Source organism: Herminiimonas sp. CN (assembly GCF_000622895.1).
Classification (GTDB): domain Bacteria; phylum Pseudomonadota; class Gammaproteobacteria; order Burkholderiales; family Burkholderiaceae_D; genus AVCC01.
Window position 1 is genome coordinate 37,126 of the sequence record NZ_AVCC01000002.1, and the last position, 14,928, is coordinate 52,053.

Annotated in this window: 13 protein-coding genes; 2 read left to right on the forward strand and 11 right to left on the reverse strand. The window is 53.8% G+C overall.

All coding sequences use genetic code 11. The annotated features are described in order from the left end of the window. Positions 1-219: 219 nt before the first annotated feature. Positions 220-1,182 (reverse strand): hypothetical protein, encoded by a 963-nt coding sequence (locus HMCN_RS0100925; protein WP_025915604.1) that lies wholly within the window; start codon positions 1,180-1,182, stop codon positions 220-222. A 69-nt stretch (positions 1,183-1,251) separates the two neighbouring features. Then, positions 1,252-2,148: an ArdC family protein gene (locus HMCN_RS0100930; RefSeq protein ID WP_025915605.1), complete on the reverse strand. Its 897-nt coding sequence runs from the start codon at positions 2,146-2,148 to the stop codon at positions 1,252-1,254. Positions 2,149-2,280: 132 nt separating this feature from the next. On the opposite strand from HMCN_RS0100930, the gene HMCN_RS0100935 reads away from it, so the two are divergent. Beyond that, positions 2,281-3,309 (forward strand): hypothetical protein, encoded by a 1,029-nt coding sequence (locus HMCN_RS0100935; RefSeq protein WP_025915606.1) that lies wholly within the window; start codon positions 2,281-2,283, stop codon positions 3,307-3,309. Positions 3,310-3,371: 62 nt separating this feature from the next. Here the strand turns inward: HMCN_RS0100935 and HMCN_RS0100940 are convergent, their stop codons facing one another. From HMCN_RS0100940 to HMCN_RS0100970, 5 genes are all read right to left on the reverse strand, one after another. Further along, positions 3,372-4,487 (reverse strand): beta family protein, encoded by a 1,116-nt coding sequence (locus HMCN_RS0100940; protein WP_025915607.1) that lies wholly within the window; start codon positions 4,485-4,487, stop codon positions 3,372-3,374. 1 nt (position 4,488) lies between these two features. Beyond that, the gene (locus tag HMCN_RS0100945; RefSeq protein ID WP_025915608.1) at positions 4,489-5,703 is read right to left on the reverse strand and encodes an ImmA/IrrE family metallo-endopeptidase; all 1,215 of its coding nucleotides are present in this window, start codon (positions 5,701-5,703) and stop codon (positions 4,489-4,491) included. A gap of 8 nt (positions 5,704-5,711) precedes the next feature. After that, on the reverse strand, positions 5,712-5,975 hold the full coding sequence (locus HMCN_RS0100950; protein ID WP_025915609.1) for a type II toxin-antitoxin system HigB family toxin: 264 nt from the start codon (positions 5,973-5,975) through the stop codon (positions 5,712-5,714). A 393-nt stretch (positions 5,976-6,368) separates the two neighbouring features. Then, positions 6,369-6,671 carry a hypothetical protein gene (locus tag HMCN_RS0100955; RefSeq protein WP_025915610.1) on the reverse strand — a complete coding sequence of 101 codons (303 nt, stop codon included), beginning with the start codon at positions 6,669-6,671 and terminating at the stop codon, positions 6,369-6,371. 747 nt (positions 6,672-7,418) lie between these two features. Beyond that, the gene (locus HMCN_RS0100970; RefSeq protein ID WP_025915611.1) at positions 7,419-7,661 is read right to left on the reverse strand and encodes a helix-turn-helix domain-containing protein; all 243 of its coding nucleotides are present in this window, start codon (positions 7,659-7,661) and stop codon (positions 7,419-7,421) included. A gap of 164 nt (positions 7,662-7,825) precedes the next feature. On the opposite strand from HMCN_RS0100970, the gene HMCN_RS0100975 reads away from it, so the two are divergent. Beyond that, the gene (locus HMCN_RS0100975; RefSeq protein WP_025915612.1) at positions 7,826-8,440 is read left to right on the forward strand and encodes a hypothetical protein; all 615 of its coding nucleotides are present in this window, start codon (positions 7,826-7,828) and stop codon (positions 8,438-8,440) included. A 162-nt stretch (positions 8,441-8,602) separates the two neighbouring features. Here the strand turns inward: HMCN_RS0100975 and HMCN_RS0100980 are convergent, their stop codons facing one another. The 4 genes from HMCN_RS0100980 to HMCN_RS0100995 form a co-directional block, all read right to left on the reverse strand. Continuing rightward, positions 8,603-11,305, reverse strand: a complete 2,703-nt coding sequence (locus HMCN_RS0100980) for a DEAD/DEAH box helicase (protein WP_025915613.1) — start codon at positions 11,303-11,305, stop codon at positions 8,603-8,605. Continuing rightward, positions 11,299-11,853, reverse strand: a complete 555-nt coding sequence (locus HMCN_RS0100985; RefSeq protein ID WP_155837301.1) for a hypothetical protein — start codon at positions 11,851-11,853, stop codon at positions 11,299-11,301. Before HMCN_RS0100985 ends, HMCN_RS0100980 begins: the two co-directional genes overlap by 7 nt. A 10-nt stretch (positions 11,854-11,863) precedes the next feature. After that, positions 11,864-13,435 carry a site-specific DNA-methyltransferase gene (locus tag HMCN_RS0100990; RefSeq protein ID WP_025915615.1) on the reverse strand — a complete coding sequence of 524 codons (1,572 nt, stop codon included), beginning with the start codon at positions 13,433-13,435 and terminating at the stop codon, positions 11,864-11,866. 71 nt (positions 13,436-13,506) lie between these two features. Then, positions 13,507-14,784, reverse strand: coding sequence for a tyrosine-type recombinase/integrase (locus HMCN_RS0100995; RefSeq protein WP_238551895.1), 1,278 nt, complete (start codon positions 14,782-14,784; stop codon positions 13,507-13,509). Positions 14,785-14,928 lie beyond the last annotated feature (144 nt).

A 14,928-nucleotide genomic window follows, 5' to 3' on the forward strand; every position in this document is an offset into this window, starting at 1 on the left:
GAATTCCTTGGAACTCCTGACAATCTACTGTCTGGCTAGACGTTAAACAGCAATTGGGGGCATAAGGTCTTGATTCTAATGGGCAAGGTATCTGTACTGCTCATAACTTGCCCCTTTTTATGCCCCGAAACGGCGCGACTGCTGGTGAACGTCTGCGAACACTGGGGCATGGTCTCAGATTAAATCAAGGCCAGAACGCTTGTTCCGGCCCCCATCATTCTACTCAAATATCACGCGCTCCACACGCTCAAAATCAAGGTAGCGGCTATGCAGTGCCGTCGCCATGTCCGCATCGCCAATGGCACGGAATGCTTCAATGCAGTGGTCCAGCGTGACGGCCTGAAAACCGGAGACAGCAGGATCGTCTGACACCAGATGCGACTGGTAGGCATGCATCGCTCCGGCGCACTGATTGTTCTGCCTTGGGTAGATGACGAGGAAGCGCCCGGATTGATACAGCCCGTTTTCAATCATCGTCCGGCTGAGCATGTGTTCGCGCCACAATTGCTGGAGCGGATTGCGGCGCAAAGCGGCTGCGCCCGGCACGTTGTAAACGCCCATGCGGCCTGACAGTTCGTCGTACCGGGGGCGAAGCGTAGCCGGTGGCTCGCTCATCGATTCCGTGTACTTGACTTCGATAGCGATAAAGCCTTTCTGACCATCCACGGTTTGGACCACCACGAACACATCGAACGCGGTGTAGTCATCGGTGAAGTCAGGCTTTCCGCGTCCGGGCGAATGCTCGAAGTAGATGCCATCGACGGACTCCACATAGTCCGGGAAAAGATGCCGGAAGTACCGATTGGCTTGCTCGATGTCCAGCTTCAACGGGCCGAACAGATTGAAGCATAGGGGCTGGCTGGAAAGCATATTTGTCCACAGCCGTTCTTCATCGATCAGCGCGCCGATCTCTCGATAAACGCATTCACGATAGGTAAGCTTGGCAATCTCTGGCGAGAGGAAGTTGTTGCCGTTCTTGGCGCTCTGCGGGTCGAGTCGGCTGCCGAGTTTACGGCACTTTCCCTTGATGTCGCGGTGCGTCCCAATCGGCAAGCCCTTCTCTTCCCGCCACAGTGCTTGCAGCAAGCGTGCTGCGCACATGAAACGGCTGTCGTTCGGTTCATCGACTTTGTGGGCCTTCAAGATGTGCGACGGCACGACGGGCAATCGGTTTTGCAGCATAGTCTACTCCTTGTATGGTGAAGGCCGGGGTGGCCTTCGCATACAGATTCAACGAAGGCTGCGTTGAATTTATCCCGAGATGATGGGTGTGCCGGGGCGCTGGGAAAGGAATGCGGCAGCTTGGCTTGCCTTCGCGGCGGCAGTGAAGATGGCGCGCTTGTCTCCCTTCAATATCTTGAGCCACGATTCGATATAGCGGGCATGGTCGATCCGGGGCTCAGCGGAGATGCCCGTTTCGGCACAGAGAAATGCCGCCCCCAGTTCGGCGACCAATTCCTCGGCGGCATAACAGTCGCTGCCAAAACGTCCATGTAGATCACGGTCGCAACGGTCGGCATGCGCTGTCCAGTGAACTAACTCATGCAAGGCCACGCTGTAGTAGCCCTGCGGCTCGTAGAATGCCCCAGCGGGAGGAAGGTGGATTTCGTCACGACTTGGAATGTAGCAGGCATGCTCTCCATCATGATAAATGCGTGCGCCGCAGGCATGGATCAGCGCATCGGCGGCAGCGTGTCGTTCAATCGGCGGCAACATTGGCGAGGCCAGGGGTTCATATCCATCGACCTGCGCCGCGTTGAAAACGTATGCGGCCCTGGCGACTAAATGGCGCTTCGGCTGGCCCGAGTCGTCATGCGTGGCGTCGTCGCGGGATTCGGTCGCCTTATAGAATACGGTGACGGTTCCCTTTTCACCTTTGCGCACTTGCGCGCCAGCGGACTGCCATTGCTTGAACGTCGCCCATGTGGCCGTGGGATAGGCGTTGCTCTGCTGGCTGGCCCATAAAGACAGGATGTTGACGCCTCGATAGCCATACCTCCCGACAGGATTATGCGGCAGGCCGATGACGGCACCGGTGCACAGCTTCGGGTTCCACGGCATCTGGCAGTCACCCGCCCCAGATTCGATGGCGGCGATGATTTGATCGGTGATGCGCTGGTGAAGGTCGCCCTTCTGTTCGGTCTGCATTGGTCTCTCCCGGCTGTAATTGCCGGGGTTCAATGATCTCGTGGCGAACTTCATCCAATTTGTTGCAAGGTTCCGTAGAAGATTCCCGGTCAAATCGTTATATGTAGTCCGACCAACGATTGGAAGTACCTGATGAAAAATGATGACGACAACTTCAACGCCGAATGCGATAAAGTTCGTGCTTTGATGGAGAGCGGCGATATGGGATATCGCTATGGTGAGCACTATCCAAGTGTGGGCGGCTGCACTCTGGCTGGGCAAATTTGGTTAGCCGCAATGGGCAGCACCCGCAGGATTCACGAAGAGGCCGGGGCACATTCCGCCACCGACCCATGGCGAGTTCGCATCTATGAGAACAAGATTCGGGCGGCCAGAAAGCGCCGCCGCATGCGCGAACTTGATGCTCGTAAGTACGGTGTTTCTGAGATTACGCTTGCCGACCCGGATGTACTTCCCCGCCACATGAAACCCGCTGATTTCGTCAACCTGTACAGCGGCGTCGCCTACGCGAACACAAAGGGCGCGGTATTCAACGCGCACCTGACGATCAACTGGCGCGATCTGGGGCAAACGGCTGATGCTGCTGCCGAGTCCCGCCTGTATCGTAAGTTCATCCAGCAATATACAGAATGGTGTCGCCATAAAGACATCGACTGCATTTGGATTTATTCAAATGAGTCGAGTAGCACGGTGGGACTGCATACACACTTTTTGACATCGATTCCCGACGCGTGGCTAGAGCAGTTCAAGAAGTTTGTTGGGAAGCGCATGCGGAAGATCAATCGCAATGCCACGCCGCCGCCGCATGCGTTCAAAGTGTCCGCGCCGCGTGGGCAAAATATCCAGCGGCAGTGGGTGCGGGTTCAATACCTCTGCAAGGGCGTCGATCCGAATGCACAACTTCAACATGCCAACGGTAGCGATAAAGTGTTTGTGGCGGACCTGATCCGCTTCGGCTATGAGAGCCCAGGCGACGTTACCTGCAAGCGTAGATGCGGGATATCTCACAACATCGACAGCAAGGCCAGATGCCGCGATGGCTATAGATCGCAAATGGAACGCGGCCTGTTCAACGTTTCTACACTGTATGGAAACAAAGCTACACCAATGCCCAGTAGCGATTACGAGGTTTGGCTGGCACTGCGAGCCTTGAGTCTGTAAGGTCTGCTCTGTGTTGACAAATAGCAGCGGCGACCAGGATCGCCGCTTTTTCTCGCGCTAAACTATTCCGCACTCTCAGGAATAACAACGCCGATTGCTGTCACTTGGCGTTGATGCTCGAATACCTCTGCCATGACGGCATGGATATGATGATTGCTATCAACTGAGATCATGCTCGTAGCATCCCGCAATTCCTTGATGCCCACGCTGCAATTAAAAATCTCAGCATCGCCCCAGCTGAACGATGGATTCATGTAGTGGGCTGATGCCACCAATTTCTGAGCAAGGACTTTATGCTGCGCCGTCAATGAATCCAGCCGCTTGGTATGACCACGAACGATAAAGGACTGATTTTCAATCGTATAGCGAATTTTTGCGTTCGCATCTGGCGCAATCACGCCGTCTACCGCGTCTGCATTCCTAATCAGATAGTCACCGAAAACGATGCCGCGATCCTTCAGTTTTGAAAACACGGCCTTCCACGCCATCATTTCGATTCTGGGGATACAGCCCTCTGCATCCGGAGCATTAACAGCTTTATTCACTCCAGAAGGCATTGAACCGCCAACCACAATTACAGTTCCAAAGCCCATTGAGCGCAGGGCTTCAATGGCCACTTCGGTATCTTCAATAATGTCCGGGACGGCGCTCTTAGAAACATCGCCAAAGTCCACCATTACATAGCAGTTGTTCACGCCTACATCAAGGGCATCCATGATGTCATTCATCTTGCCCGTGAAGTACGGAAGATCGCGCATATCTTCCTTGATTGCCTCTCGATCAAGTCGGAGGCATGGCGTGACCGAGTACAGTTTCCTAACGTTCTTCAACGCTTGGCTGTAATCTGGATCGTCCCAACGGTCATAGCCAACAACAGGGTGCATCATTACGCCCATGGATCGAAACTGCGAGAAAGCATATTCCAATACATGGATACCGCTCTCAGTACGCGCGTTTGGAGTCCACTTCGAGATATCCAGGAAGGCAGCACGGTTAGCCCATGCCTTCCCTGCGCTTTTCGCCGTCCGGGTAATCGAAGGCTCAAATACTGTCGCGTCAGCCTTCCTCGGCAATTCGAAGAGTGGCAGAATATTTGCAGAAACCAACGGCTGGAGATTGGTGATTGCAGTAAATTCACCGCGCTTAGCAGGCATCACCGGAACGTATTGAAGACTCATCTTAGACCTCTACCCCTGTCAAATTAAAGTGCTTCCGCACCTGGCCATGGCCAACTAAATCGTTGAACAAAGTATAATTTTCTCGCTCTTTCCTAAGCCTACCAGCAATGATGGCAGGGTGAATCTTTAGCTCTCTGGACAGTCTATCTATCGTCTCATTGCTGGGATTTAAGTGGGCCTCACTACGCTTCCACGCTACCCTTGGAATCAGTGCCTCTTTTGCAATACGGTTCGCTTCGAGTTCCCTGCGATCCTCCGACGACGAATCCAAATTATCTAAGAATGTCGCCTCCTGATTGACGTGCTTCCACAAATGAGCGACTTCATGCAGTAAGGTAAACCAGAAATTATCCAACCGATCAAACCGCAAAGTTAGCCCGATAATCATCATCCCATCCAAATCCTGCAAAGCAGCGCCGTCCAACAAAGTTCCCTTGAGAGCCGGTTCTATAACAACAACAATCCCGTGCTTTTCCAAAAACTCGACCGCGATAGCCGGCCCTTGATCTGACCAACTAAGTTGTACTAGCTCACGCAAGAATGCCGGTGAAAAGGCGTTTTGGTCAAATGTCCCTAAGCTTGGCCTCTTCTCCCTCGCTTTTTGAATTACACGTGCCAGCCACGCAAACAAGGCATACGTTGTAGCTGGCGAGCAAGCGTCCCCGTGCAGCGAGCGTCTAAAGGCCGCAGTTCCAAACTGCATCCCAGCATTAGCAATAAAGCCCCTTACAAGGTCTTCCGTCGTCTCAGCGGCCTTATTAGTCAATTTCTGCAACCAGCCTCTTGCAAGCATTTCCTTGACCGGAAAGCCGCTCCAATCGATTTCTTCCTTCCGGGGTTTCATAGACTCCACCGGATCGACGCCCACCAACGTTTCGGTTGAAATGCCAAGACCACTAGCTAGGGCCCGAATCATGTGGACCGTTAGAGGACGTTTTCTGCCAAGCACCTCCGACACACGACTCCTTGTTCCAAAGTACGGTACGAGGTCTGCTTGTTTTAATCCCTGCTCCTGCATACGAAAGTGGATTGCATCAATCGGGTCTGGGACTTCGATTGGATACTTCTTATTCTCATATGCTTCAATCAATACGGATAACAACTCTAGTCGCTCCGCCTCCGGGCTCCCCGGCCCAGGATTGCTTGCAATCAAGTTCTGCATCTCAAGGAGATACTCTTGATGCTGCTCTTCAGAGCGAATTACTTTGGCTTCCATTAGCATCATCAATTTATGCGTTTCAGATCGGTTACGAGCGCTACAGCTTGCGGGAATGTCATTGACACTTCAATGCACTGAGGATGAAGCCCGACACGGAACTGAAAGATGCAATCCGTCACATTCCGCGCCTGCGGGAACTGACGAAGCACATCCTTAGCCTGCTTCCAATTAGCTTGCGACATTTCCGAAATCCAGCTACGAAGCCACTTGTCGGTCTGGTCGTCCAGCCCGTACAACGCTTGCAGCCTACCCCTTCCAAGTAGTTTCATATTCTCAACAGTTCACGTTATGGGAGCAATATACGACCACCAACATAAACTGTCAAGTTCCCAAATCGAGAACACAGGATGAATTTTACTGTACAAATACCCAGCACACAAGCTGATTCGTGGTTGTTTGCTGGAATTGCAAATAAGCAACCTATTGATACCATAAAGAGAAATATCCAGACTATGGGTGTAAGGCGACGTTCTATCAGCACCGCCGCGTGGACGCTGCTTAAGTCCCGACGGCCTCGTCCGAAGTGTTTCAGCTCCCACACTCGTCCGTCTAAACCCCAGATTTGAATCGTCAGCCAGATGGAAATTCCCTTAAAAATCATGCCCTTACCGAGTAATCTCAGCAAGGGGACGTGACTAGCATTTGAACCCGCTTTCTGGCGGCTACTTCATCAAACGGAAAACCGCACCGGCACTGCTGCGCGAAGCGGCGGCAGCGACGCCGCTACCCTCTTCACAATCGGCGGATAGAATGCCCTTCAATCCTTCCAGCCCTTTTTCTGACCGTCGCCCGCCCTCGCCATCAACGGTGATGGTTCCGGTTCCGGGCCAGAAATTCAGCGGGCCGATCTTAAGCTGGTGCGGTGGCAGATAAAGATAGTGGATGCCGCGCCCTTCAAGCCATGCGCGAGCGCCCTGCATCGCCGCCGCGCACGTATCGTGCTTCCCTCTTGTAAATAGCGTCATTTCGTTTCCTTTGGTTGGTCAATCAAGATCGATAGCTCAATCCATTTCCCGCGCTGGTGGTATGGGGATGCGGCCTCAGGAGAGCGGCAAGGCAGAGCGGGAGGCAAAGCAGGCCGGGAGGGAAGGCCGGGGCACTGGGGAAGCGAGGGGGTGGGTGGGTGGGTGGGCAGTTCGATATCCCGGCAACGATTCCGGCTTCTTAGTTCAACTTGAAAATTCTTTGGACTAATCGTGCGCCAAAGAAAAAGCGGCATCGCCAATTGGTCAATGCCGCTGAAATTTGATCCTCGCAATTGAATGGCGGAGGCAGTGCCGTCGTCAACAGCGCCGTTGGGGTGGCAGTGACGCAAGCCAACGCTCGGCCTCAGTCCGAAGAATAATGGTACGACGCCCCAGCTTCTTCGCCGCCAGTTTCCCGGCACTCATTTCGGCGTAGGCCGCTGTGCGCCCAACGCCTGCCCATCGGCAAAAGTCATCGACTGAAAATGCGCCGCCTGCGCTTGGTACTGATTGCTGTTGATCCATATTTCGCTCCCTGCAAGTTGATGGTGCAGTGATATATGGAAATAGCGCATCGTCTGCTAGATAGATTCATTCCGCAGGCCTCGGATGGCTCAGGCGTACATCAAGAATGGCGCAAAAAGCTCGTCAGACCCAGCGCGGTACTGGGCTGAAACTCTAAACAAATGGGCCAATCCTGCCTGCGCAAAAAGGGCAAACGAGTCCGGGCGAAGCGATTTCTGACGGCTAAGCTTCTTCCACGATCGTGAGCAATTCCACAACATCCACCCCGAGGGCCATAGCCAATTTCTCAAGCCCATCGATCGAGATGTTGGTCACGCAACGCTCAAGTTGGGAGACATATGTGCGGTGAAAGTCCGCAAGCTCTGCCATGTATTCCTGGCTCCATTGCCGCTCGGCTCGCAACCGCTTCAAATTTGTAGCGATTCGCACACGGGCATCACCTGGCTGATTTTTTCTAGCTTTCATGAGGCAGGAGAGTGCACTTCTACTGTCTATCAATCTACAGCGCATGACTCTACTGGCTTTGAATCTCATTCACAGATAGAATGTTCTGGGCCTTGAGATGTGGCGTCCAAGTCAATGACCTACCCTACCAGCAACCAACCAATCCATCAGTGAGGAACGTACGTATGAACAAAACGAATTTAGCTATTTCCCTGTGTTTCAGCGTGAGCTTGCTAGCAGGTTGCTCCAGCAAGCCAGGAATTGGTGACGTACAGGATCAAGTTGTCGAGGCATGGAAATCGTGTGATATTGTCAAACCCACTGACTTCCAGAAGACAAACGGGGTCGATAACGGGAATAGCTACGAAATTGCCGCAACATACAAGATAGAAGTCGTTAAAGAAATCCCGAAGGGAAACCCTTTGCAGCCAGAAGTCCCTGCCGGATTGAATGACGCCGACTACGCCGAGCTGCAATCAATGTCCAGCATTTCTCCAGCAGCAGCCCCGTCAGACGATGCAACTCCAGAGCTGAAGGCTGAATATGCAAAGACACAGCAAGCGGTGGCTAATCGCGCATCGATAGAAAAGAGGATGGAAGCACGCAAAGCTCCATATCTTGCAGCCCATCAGCAGGCGAAAGAGTTCTACGAAAAAAATTGCATGCAGCTGGCGATGCCATTGTTCAACTTTGCCCGGAAAAATGGAAAGAACCCCTACGCGCTGGCAAAGGGCGATGTCATTGACGTGTCAGCCAATTTCACAATGATTAAATCGGAAAAGGGTTGGGTCATCCAATAGCGTATTGGGTGATTCACTTCGAGGCACAGCGGCCTGCTCCGTGCGTACCACGCCCCCCATTTTCCGTCATGAGCAATTAAGGGCGGCACGAATTCCAGCGTAACGAGTCCGGGCTATGGAGACTCGTTACCCATGAGGAAAAACAACATTACAAACAGGAAATCATGCCAACTTGTCGGCGATTTGCTGGAAAACGTTCCGCCCTTGATCGTCGCGTTCGACGGCAAACAGAAACACGCAGCGCCCGCCGCTGGACTGTTGCCACTGGTGGCCGACCTGCTGCTTTTCGCGTGAGTCGTCGTTGGTCTTATAAGGCTCGCCCTTGTATTCGACGGCCAGAACGCGGCCATCAACCAACTCGGCCACAAAGTCCGGGTAGAAGTAATCCGTGGATGTCGGCAACCAGAACGAAAACCGCTCTTGCCGTTCAATGTTGCGCACCCACTGCTTGACCTTGGCATGGGCATCGATGGCTTGCGCGCAGCGGAATTCCTCAGCCACTTGGCCCGCCTGCGTCTTCTCGCGCAGGTCATGGATCATCGGGTAGAAGTGCTTGCTGAACTCGTAGCTACCTTGATAAATCTGACGCGCAGGGTATTGGCCTGCTTGGTAGTGAAAACTGTAATGCGCCAACTGCTCAATGCCGGGAACGGCCATGTCCATGAGCCTCCCTTGAAAGCCCTTAGCCATTGCCAACTGGCGCAGTCGTCCAATTTCCTTGGTCAGAGCCCGCGCCAACTGGAAGCGCGCGCGCACCAGCGCGGTAAGCGTGAAGTGGCGGTCAGCGATAAGGTGCGTGACCATCTTCACCAGATACGCCTGCATTTGTGCCTGCCCAATATCGGACTGGCGCGCCTCAACGTCCAACCAGCGAATCAAGTCCTGCTGGCTGGTGTGGCTTACCGTGTCGTTAAGCAGCAGTTGCTGCACATCGGTATGTCGATAAGTAACCTTCTCGCCATTGACATCAATCTCGAACGAGTTGACGGTCTCGGTGATACTGAACCCGGCTAGCTGCACTTGATGATCCAACAAACTCCAGTCGCCCAAACTGGACAGCGTTTCACGCTCCACCACTTCAAGATGATTGCCCAAGTCCAGGCAAAGCTGAGGAATCGGCGCGAAGGCCAACCCTAACTGCGCCGGGGCTCGCATGGCCTGCCGCACCGCTCGGTGGGCGTCGAATTGTTCCTTGACCTTGTCACGCACCTTTGCGGGCATGGCACTGCTGATAAACGCCTCAGCTTGCGTCAGTATCTCGCTGCTGACCTCACCATTCAACAAGACGGTTGCGCCTTGGGTGGTCGGCATAATTCGCACAGCCTGCTTCAATTCATCCGGCCAATGCTGAATGTCAGGTACTTGCGGCAGATCGATGTGGCAGTCTGGTATTGCTGGGGCGACTGCGCCACCAGTCCGGGCCAACGGTGCCGTGCCACCCTCACCGCCAACCAACGGCAATGCCTGCTGCTGAACAATGAGCGATGCCGTTTCCAGCCTTTCAAAGCCCATGTTTTGCACCATGCGGTCTTTGAGGGTGGCAGCTGCCTGAGCGAAATTGTCGGCAACGATGTGGGCGTATGCCTTATTCAAGTCGTCCTGGGAGCGGTTCTTTGCATACGGCATGCGAAGCACCCGACCCAACAATTGCTCTACGTCTTTCGCCGAGTTCACCGATTGCAAGCTGGCGAGCACATAAGCAAATGAACAGTCCCAGCCTTCCTTAAGCGCTTCAACGGTGATGACGTAGCGGATTTGGCACGCACGGTCGAACAGGTTGATGCCATCCAGTTCCTTCTGCGTGCCGGTGGCTACGGCAATCTGGTTCTCGGGAATTTGTTCCTGTTCGATCAAGTGCTGGCGAACGACAGCCACCGTTGCCTCCCCATTGATCGGCATGGCTTGCACCAACGCGATAGGACGGACATAATCAGTCTCACGCTGAGCGACGATTTCCAGACGGTCGCGGGTAAGCACCGCATCGCGCAAGCATTCACGCCAACCTTGTGGATGCTCAGCCAACACTATCGGCAGCTTGATCATTTGCTCGGCCTTCAGCTCGGCGGCTGCAACGTGATAAAGGACGTTATTGCCCGGCACTGGCGTGGCAGTCATCTCGATCACACAACTTGGATTCACGCGCCCCAGCGATTTAAAGAAGCGGTCAGTGCGGTTGTTGTGCGCCTCGTCCACGATCACAATGGGGCGTTGCAAGTGCATCCAGTTGGCGACGGAATACTTCACTCGGCCCAAGTCCTTGGCCGTCAGGTAGGGTTGCGTTTGCAAGTCTGCCTCCGACACTTTCTCTAGCCCGGTCGTCAGGTGCGGGGCCAGATTGTCAAAGTGGGGGGCCAGCTCTTCAAAGAATGAATAGACGTTTCGCTTAGCCGTGTCCGTCACGTTGAACGACTGGATCGTGGCGACGATCACGATGGCGGCTTTTCCGACATCGTGCGGGCTGACGGTTTGCAGGCTTTCCAAGTCGCACACTTGGACGCGATCACCGAAATAATGTGCCAATGCCTGACGGTACGGATGGCGCGCATTCGCCAATGCTTCAAGGGTCTGAGTGCGAATCGTATCCGACGGCGTAAGCCACAAGGCAATCGGCGCATCGCTATCGAGCACCGCCTTGCCAGCCAAGGCAACGGCGTGCGCGGCCATGATTGTTTTCCCGCCGCCAGTTGGCACGCGCAGACAGACACACGGGATGTCGCCAAACAACGGGGCGTAGGTTTCGCCGATGCGGTTTTGTGTCGCCAGCGTTGCCCTATATGCTTCGGTTACGGGCTTGCTGCGCGTGTCGGTCAGGAATTGCGTGAGCACCGTCAAGGCGCTCTGTTGGTAGGTTTTGAGTGTCAGCATGCTTGTTGTTCTGTCTGTCCTTCGTGCGCCACGCCAAATAGTGTGTCGAGCAATTCTGCCGTAGTAAGCGGCCCCTTAAACTTGTTACGCTTCACATCGCGGTAATGCTGCCGGGTCTTGCGGTTGCCATCGCTGTCTCGCCTGCCCGGCGTAATAGAAGCCTTGTTATCCTCTACACTGGGCATCGGCTCGTGGGCCATGCCTCCATAGAATAGGAAATGATCTATCAGCAACTCGTCTTCGGTGTGCACCACGACAACTACGCAGCTACCATGCATGCGGGTGAAGTCGAGACGCACGGAAAACTTGCTCGCGGCCCCCTTCGCGTGTACTTGCTTGACCTGTATGTATCGCAGCTTGGAACCGCATCCGAGCACCAAGTCAAAGCCAGAGTCGTCCACTTCCGAGTTGAAGATGTTCAGCGGCATAGTGGGGTCACGCCGCCACAACTCTCCGGCAAGGTCAGCCACCATGCGGTGCACCAGCACGTTTTCAACATATGAGGAACGTTCGGCAAGTGCTTTGCGGTATTCAGCTGATTCGGTCATGCCATCGGCCCTATCGAATCTTCACATCATACGGAATCTGCTTGAACGTGACACCCTCTACCGCAAGGCGTGAAGCACCAAGTCGCGTAGTTTCCCCATAAACTACTTTTGGCCCAGCATGTGGGAATATATCATTGATAGATTGCAGAACGGCATGCGTCAGGACGTTGCCACCTGCCGGGCGTCGGTCGCCCAGGATGCCGTTGTATAGCAGATAGTAGGCAGTGCCGTTATGAAGGCCCAGTAGCGGCTTGTCAAATGTTTGGTGGCCCGGCTCACCGATTTCGAAGTGCCAAACATATGCAGCTAGTGTAGCGAATTTTACTTCGTCACTGATGCGGCCATCCTCGTCAAAAGCTGGTGCGCCAAGTACGCAGTATCGGAATCCCCCGCCGCCTCGCCAATCAACGTCTTTGCTTATACCGCCCTGTTCGCCTTCGACGACTTTTAGCATTCTCGGCAAACAGTGCGTGCGGGCATGATCCCCCATTTCAATTCCAATGTAACGCCGCCCCATTTTATGCGCCACTGCAACGGTGGTCGCCGAGCCAAGAAACGAGTCCAAAACGATATCGCCCTCGCTGCTGGCAATATGAATGATTCGGGCGAGCAGTTTTTCTGGCTTGGGTGTCTCAAACGCAGCCTTTGCGCCGAACAGCTTTTCGATTTCCGCGCTTGCGTGCTGATTTAACGCGAGATCATCCCATATGCTCGGAGACGACATCCCTTGCTTTGCTTCGGACTCAAACAGTTTGCGCATTGGCGTTTTGGCAGTGCCTTTGACTCCCCAATACAGCCGACGGTCTGCCTGGAGGCGCGCCATCTCTTCCTTGTTATGACGCCAACACGTACCCTGTCTGGGAAATACCTCTTCCCCCGTATATGGATTGACTACTCCGTAGTAAAGACTTTCAACGAATCTCCCGCCTTTTCCATTGGCTGTCGTATCAATCTTACGAAAGGCCCCGCGCGGATCAAGTCCACCAGGTTCGGTGAACGCTTGATATTGAGCGTTTGCCTTGTCGGTCCGCTCCATCAGGTTGAACGAAAGTTCTGCCCGAGATTTTTTTGTGTTTGCATCCTTGCGGCGCGCCCACACTAGTATATGGTCATGTACCAGACCTACCTTACGGTCATTCGGTGGGCCATCCCGCTTGCGCCAAGAAATATCAATGATGAAGCTGTCTCGCCCAAAGATTTCATCCGCCATTACCCGAAAATAATGAGCCTCGTTGTCGTCCAAGGTTACCCAAAGACTTCCATCGTCGGCAAGTAACTCCCGCATCAGTACCAGCCGTGGATACATCATTGAAAGCCACTGACTATGCTCAAGCCTGTCATCATAGTGGCCGAAATCTGTCTTGGTATTGTATGGCGGATCGATGAAGATGCATTTGACCCGGCCCGCATAGAACGGGATTAAGGCTTTAAGCGCCAATAGGTTGTCACCCTGAATTAGCAGGTTATCGGCGTTGGCACCAGTGATATCGCCGTGAACCGACTCATGTTGAATCAAGTGATAGGGCACCTCTCTTACGGCTTCCTTCGCTTGATTTTTATTTACCCAGTCTAAAAATGGCATGTTCGTTTTTCTGTTAGTGAAGTGGCAGACCTGTAGCCTGTGGCAGGCTGTGTGCGGCTGATAAGGCTCAGTCAATCATTATTGGATTTTTCACTCTTCCATTTGTCCAGCCAGTCCGCCCACTCCTGCATCATCGTGGCACGGTGCGCAAAATAGTCAGCGTGATTATATGCGCGCCGTACGCCGTTGGGTTCTGAATGTGCTAATTGCCGCTCGATCCAGTCCGACGAATATTCCAGCTCATTGAGACGCGTGCTTCCCGTCGTCCTCGTCGCGTGAGGGCTGAACTTGCCTGACCAGCCCAAGACCTTCAACATTTGCCGGAACGAGGCAGTTACCATCGGCCTGGCTCTATCGTCACGGTGCGGGAATAGGTGTTTCCTGTCGCCTGTAAGCGTTGCCATTCCGCGCAGCCACTTCAACGCCTGACGGGGTAAGGGAATATGGTGTTCCTTACGCTTCTTCATGCGCGCTGCCGGAATACGCCAAATGGCGGCGTCAAGGTCGAACTCAGCCCATTCGGCCTCAACCACTTCAGACGGGCGGGCGAGCGTCAGCCACATCAACATAAAGGCGCACTGCGTTTGGTGGTTGCCGCCATGCCCATCGACATCGCGCAAGAGTTGCCCGATTTCCCCGACTTCCAAGGGTGTTTTGTGCTGGGTCTTGTTTTTCGGCAATGCTTCGCGCCACCGATGCACGGGGTTGACATCGACACGGAAGGTTTCGGTCGCCAATTCAAAGATGCCGAACATGGTGCGTTTGGCCTCCGCCATGACAGTCGGCCCATTTTTCTCAGCAGCTTTTTGGAGAATTGACAACACGATGGGCGGTGTAATTGCCTTCAACGGCATTTTGCCGATGGCTGGGAATACGACGCGCTGAAGCATGTCCAGCCTGCGTTTCTTGGTGATCTCTTCCCAGTCTTTCCGGACGATCCATTCTTTGGCAATGGCCTCGAAGGTATTGGTCTGTTCGTGGGCGGACTTTAAACGAACAAGTTGCTGCTCCCGCGCCGGGTGCAAACCTTGCTTGACTTGTTTGCGGGCGGCCTCTGCTTTCTCCCTTGCAACCTTGAGTGAGGTTTCAGGATAGCTGCCCAATGCGAAGCGGTTTTCCTTGCCAAACAACTGATATTTGAACCGCCAGAGCTTGGAGCCGCTGGGCATCACTTCAAGATAAAGCCCGTTTTCAATGGCTTTCTTGAAAGGCTTGTCTTTGACCTTTAGGTTACGCAGGGTTAAATCGGAAATCCCGCGTTTCGGGGCAGGTTTTTGGGAGGATTCTGGGGCATGATTTTTGACGCTATCGCTAGCATCCATGCGGGTTTCAGGGCATTGCAGGGGCATATATTCTCCTTGGTGGAGGGGCATACACCGTGCATGCCCCATTCCATGCCCCTATATAAGAAGATTGCCCACGTACACACTAGTACATCTACGGACAATCAACCTATTGCTTTCAATGAGTTAGCCGAGCGAGCGAACGTCGGC

Coding starts and splice junctions, on each gene's coding strand:
- HMCN_RS0100925 (WP_025915604.1), bottom strand. CDS start 1,182: ATGCTGCAAAACCGATTGCCCGTCGTGCCGTCGCACATCTTGAAGGCC.
- HMCN_RS0100930 (WP_025915605.1), bottom strand. CDS start 2,148: ATGCAGACCGAACAGAAGGGCGACCTTCACCAGCGCATCACCGATCAA.
- HMCN_RS0100935 (WP_025915606.1), top strand. CDS start 2,281: ATGAAAAATGATGACGACAACTTCAACGCCGAATGCGATAAAGTTCGT.
- HMCN_RS0100940 (WP_025915607.1), bottom strand. CDS start 4,487: ATGAGTCTTCAATACGTTCCGGTGATGCCTGCTAAGCGCGGTGAATTT.
- HMCN_RS0100945 (WP_025915608.1), bottom strand. CDS start 5,703: ATGGAAGCCAAAGTAATTCGCTCTGAAGAGCAGCATCAAGAGTATCTC.
- HMCN_RS0100950 (WP_025915609.1), bottom strand. CDS start 5,975: ATGAAACTACTTGGAAGGGGTAGGCTGCAAGCGTTGTACGGGCTGGAC.
- HMCN_RS0100955 (WP_025915610.1), bottom strand. CDS start 6,671: ATGACGCTATTTACAAGAGGGAAGCACGATACGTGCGCGGCGGCGATG.
- HMCN_RS0100970 (WP_025915611.1), bottom strand. CDS start 7,661: ATGAAAGCTAGAAAAAATCAGCCAGGTGATGCCCGTGTGCGAATCGCT.
- HMCN_RS0100975 (WP_025915612.1), top strand. CDS start 7,826: ATGAACAAAACGAATTTAGCTATTTCCCTGTGTTTCAGCGTGAGCTTG.
- HMCN_RS0100980 (WP_025915613.1), bottom strand. CDS start 11,305: ATGCTGACACTCAAAACCTACCAACAGAGCGCCTTGACGGTGCTCACG.
- HMCN_RS0100985 (WP_155837301.1), bottom strand. CDS start 11,853: ATGACCGAATCAGCTGAATACCGCAAAGCACTTGCCGAACGTTCCTCA.
- HMCN_RS0100990 (WP_025915615.1), bottom strand. CDS start 13,435: ATGCCATTTTTAGACTGGGTAAATAAAAATCAAGCGAAGGAAGCCGTA.
- HMCN_RS0100995 (WP_238551895.1), bottom strand. CDS start 14,784: ATGCCCCTGCAATGCCCTGAAACCCGCATGGATGCTAGCGATAGCGTC.